This is a genomic window from Ruminococcus sp. CAG:330, assembly GCF_000437175.1.
Classification (GTDB): domain Bacteria; phylum Bacillota; class Clostridia; order Oscillospirales; family Ruminococcaceae; genus Ruminococcus_C.
On record NZ_FR897992.1, the window covers coordinates 3,789 to 7,732 of the forward strand.

5 protein-coding genes are annotated in these 3,944 nt (G+C 54.8%); 3 read left to right on the forward strand and 2 right to left on the reverse strand.

Going from position 1 to position 3,944, the window contains the following annotated elements:
- Positions 1–38 precede the first annotated feature (38 nt).
- Complete coding sequence (locus tag QZL66_RS01225) at positions 39–467, reverse strand: Fur family transcriptional regulator (RefSeq protein WP_022409950.1); 429 nt, start codon at positions 465–467, stop codon at positions 39–41.
- An 18-nt stretch (positions 468–485) separates the two neighbouring features.
- Entirely contained in the window at positions 486–956 is a 471-nt protein-coding gene (locus QZL66_RS01230; protein WP_022409951.1) for a peptidylprolyl isomerase, read from the reverse strand.
- A 528-nt stretch (positions 957–1,484) separates the two neighbouring features.
- Between QZL66_RS01230 and QZL66_RS01235 the strand changes: the two genes are divergently transcribed.
- From QZL66_RS01235 to QZL66_RS01245, 3 genes are all read left to right on the forward strand, one after another.
- Positions 1,485–2,099 (forward strand): cytidylate kinase-like family protein, encoded by a 615-nt coding sequence (locus tag QZL66_RS01235; protein WP_022409952.1) that lies wholly within the window; start codon positions 1,485–1,487, stop codon positions 2,097–2,099.
- A 219-nt stretch (positions 2,100–2,318) separates the two neighbouring features.
- Complete coding sequence (locus QZL66_RS01240) at positions 2,319–2,837, forward strand: DUF6512 family protein (RefSeq protein WP_293601747.1); 519 nt, start codon at positions 2,319–2,321, stop codon at positions 2,835–2,837.
- A 90-nt stretch (positions 2,838–2,927) separates the two neighbouring features.
- On the forward strand, positions 2,928–3,944 hold a 1,017-nt coding region (locus QZL66_RS01245; protein WP_293601748.1), incomplete at its 3' end, for an ATP-dependent metallopeptidase FtsH/Yme1/Tma family protein.

Sequence of the window (3,944 nt, forward strand, 5' to 3'; positions counted from 1 at the left end):
TTTCCGAGCCATATGCCTCTGCTCGAAAAGGCAGCCGCTCAATGCTTCTCTTGCGTTCCGGCACAATCTGCGCACACCCCGTAGAGAACCGTCTTGGTGTGATCCACGGTGAATCCGTGGTGTTCCAGCAGATGCTGGTTCAGCTGATCCAGATACGTACAGCTCACGTGGAACAATTTGCCGCAGCAGGTGCATTTCAGGTGAAAATGCTCATGGCACGCCTCCGCCTGTTCCGGCAAAAACTGATAGCACGCCCCGCATTTCTCATCCAGCACGTACTTCCGCACGGCGCCATCCTCCACCAGCTGCTCCAGATGGCGATAGACGGTGGCAGTTCCCACCGGTGTGCCGCTATCCTGCAAGTGGCGGACGATCTCACCCACGGTGGTGTGGCGTGTCCCGCAGCTGCGCAGATATTCCAGAATATATTCCCGCTGTTTGGTTTTATAACCCGCTGTTCGTCCCATGCGACCTCATTCCAATGCTTATACCAGAGTTACCTTTTTCATGATCTGCGGCTTCAGTGGCTTGTCGCTGTAGTCGGTCTCTGTGCTGGCGATCTCGTCTACCACTTCCATGCCGGAAACGACCTTGCCGAATGCGGCATACTGACCGTCCAGATGGGGCGCATCCTCATGCATGATAAAGAACTGAGAGCCGGCAGAGTTGGGATCCATCGCACGAGCCATGGACAGCACGCCGCGGGTGTGCTTGAGGTCGTTCTTTACGCCGTTGGCAGCAAATTCGCCCTTGATGTGCCAGCCCGGGCCGCCGGTGCCGTTGCCCTTGGGACAGCCGCCCTGAATCATGAAGCCGGGGATGACACGGTGGAATGTCAGGCCGTCATAAAAGCCCTGCTTCACCAGCTTTTCGAAGTTCTCGCAGGAGATCGGGGCGATCTCCGGATACAGCTCGATCTCGATCTTCTTTCCGTTTTCCATTTCGATAACTACCATTTTGATTATCTCCTATCTGTGGGGCAGATGCCCGCATTCTTTTCTCCATTGTACCACATTTGGCGCAGAAATGCAAGGGCGGATTTCAGACGAAAAATCTTTGAGCTTTATAAATATGCGGTATCACAAAAATTTTCGTGGAGAAACCAAAAGAATCGGGATTTGTTTGACTCGTCAGGCTGCTCCAGCTGAGCGCAGCTGGCGAGGTGTTCTTAGAGGGCACGTGCCCTCTAAGTCGCCGTCCGCAGACGGCGAAATCCCTGCGCCATGCTTTCGGTGCGCGGAGAAGGTGGGTGAGAAAAGCGCCAGCTTTTCGAGGGCGGAGCGAACAAGACCGCTCCGCCCTGTGTCCCGTTTGCTGTTTCTTGATTTTGAAAATATTCCGCCGAAACATTTTCGCCACCCGTGCACAAAAAATTCCGAATCATTCACATTCTAATATAGAAAAAACGCAAATTTTGTGGTATGATGGAGAAAATCAGACTGGCTTTTTGCACCCCAAAAGCCTTGGAGAGGAGATTTTTGATTATGCAAAATTATGTCATTACCATTACCCGCCAGTTCGGAAGCGGCGGAAGAGATATCGCCCTTGCTGTGGCAAAAGAGCTGGGTATTCCCATGTACGACCGCAGCAACATCGAAAAAGAGGCACAGGCTATGGACGAGAGCCTGTGTTCCCTGGTGCAGCTCACCGAAAAGGGCATCACCGGCTACTACCAGATGGCATATCCGCTGGGCGTGGGCAGCAGCCTGAAGCAGGACCGCATGTTCGAAGTGCAGAGCCAGCTGGTCATGCAGCACGCCGAACAGGAGAACTGCGTCATTCTGGGACGCTGCGCCGACTACCTGCTGCGGGAGCGGGACAACGTCATCCGCTGCTACATCTTTGCTCCCTATCAGGCACGCATCGTCCGCAGCATCCACACGCTGGGCTGCACCGCTGCGGAACCCCAGCGCATCATCGAAGAGGTGGACAAGGCACGGGCGGAGTACTACCGCACCCACACCGGCTGCGAAGTCAACAACACCCGCTATCGGGACATCTTCCTTAACAGCAGCCTGCTGGGCATCGAGGGTTCTGCAAAGCTGCTGGTAGAGGCAGCCCGACACAAGTTCCACCTCCCCGAAACAACAGAGAAATAAGAACCTGTCTTCACAAGCGTATACACGTGTCTTTTCGGCAAATTTTGTTGCATACTGCGTGAAAAATACTTGCCAGGCGACAGCCCGCCTGCGTATTTTTGCCTTGTCTGCAACAAAATTATGCTCGAAAATCCACATATATTTCTTGTGAAGACAGGTTCTAAAATCCGCCCGCACATTTTCCCGTGTGCCGCATATGCTGGCACTGAGGTGATTTGTGTGAAAAAGCAACGCATTTGCAGTACATGGCTCGGGCTGCTCTGGGTGATTTTTGCGGGCACGCTGCTCCACTTCGTTTACGGCTGGACGGGAGAAAACCGGGTTGTGGGACTCTATGCCCCCGTCAGCGAGAGCAGCTGGGAACACCTGAAGCTCCTGTTTACGCCCTTTCTCATCTACACCATCGCCGAATACTTCTGGCTCGGCAAACAATATCGTGGATATCTGCTGGTCCGTGCCGAGGGCGTGTGGCTGGGGATGCTGACGATTCTGTCCTCGTTCTACACCTACCGGGGGATTCTGGGATTCCACTGCCTGCCGCTGGACATTCTCACATTTTTGGCAGGTGCCGGTGTTTGTGCACGGTTCTGCCACCGCCGGCTGGAACGGGCACAGGGCAGCAACTGGCTGGGGCTGGCAATTCTTGCGGCGACACTGCTGGCGTTCGGCGTATTCTCCGAAGCTCCGCCGCAGTTCGGGATGTTTCTCCCGCCGGATGCCGTGGCACTCATTCAATGACGCTATCACCAAAATTTCACCCGCTTCGCTTGCAGCTGACAAAATTTTATGCTATGATAATTTTAACGTAAAAATAAAAGGAGGCATCCTATGGAAGAGCAAAAGAAGCCACGGAAACCAGTCATCTCCTATTGGATCATCGCACTGTGTATTTTCCTGCTGCTACAGGCATTCGTATTTCCCAACCTGTTCAACGGACGTGTCAAGGAAGTAGGATACGACACCTTCATCAGCATGACGGAAAACAAGGAGATCGGTTCGGTTCAGATCGAATCCAGCCAGATCACCTTCACCGACAAGGATGAGAAACAGATCTACCGCACCGGCGTGCTGAACGATCCGGATCTCATCTCCCGTCTGTACGACTCCGGCGCAAAATTCGAGGCAGAGATCGACAACGGCACCAGTCCTCTGCTGTACATCCTGATCACCTGCGTGCTGCCCATTGCCCTGATGCTGCTGGTGTTCTACTTCTTCAACAAGAAGATGGCGCAGCGCATGGGCGGTGACGGCGGTTCGATGATGTTCGGCATGGGCAAGAGCAATGCCAAGGTCTACGTCAAGTCCACCACCGGCATCAAGTTTCAGGATGTCGCCGGCGAAGAGGAGGCAAAGGAGCTGCTGGCGGAGATCGTGGACTATCTCCACAAGCCGGAGCGCTATAAAGAAATCGGCGCATCCATGCCAAAGGGTGCGCTGCTGGTAGGTCCTCCCGGTACCGGTAAGACCCTGCTGGCGAAGGCAGTCGCCGGCGAGGCAAACGTGCCGTTCTTCTCCATCTCCGGTTCGGAGTTCGTAGAAATGTTCGTGGGTATGGGCGCTGCCAAGGTGCGTGACCTCTTCAAGCAGGCAAACGAAAAGGCGCCGTGTATCGTCTTTATCGACGAGATCGACGCCATTGGTAAAAAGCGTGACGGCGGACAGTTCGGCGGCGGCAACGACGAGCGGGAACAGACCCTGAACCAGCTGCTGACCGAGATGGACGGCTTCGACGGCTCCAAGGGCGTTGTCATTCTGGCAGCGACCAACCGTCCGGAATCCCTCGACCCTGCGCTGCTCCGTCCGGGACGGTTCGACCGCCGTATTCCTGTTGAGCTGCCAGACCTG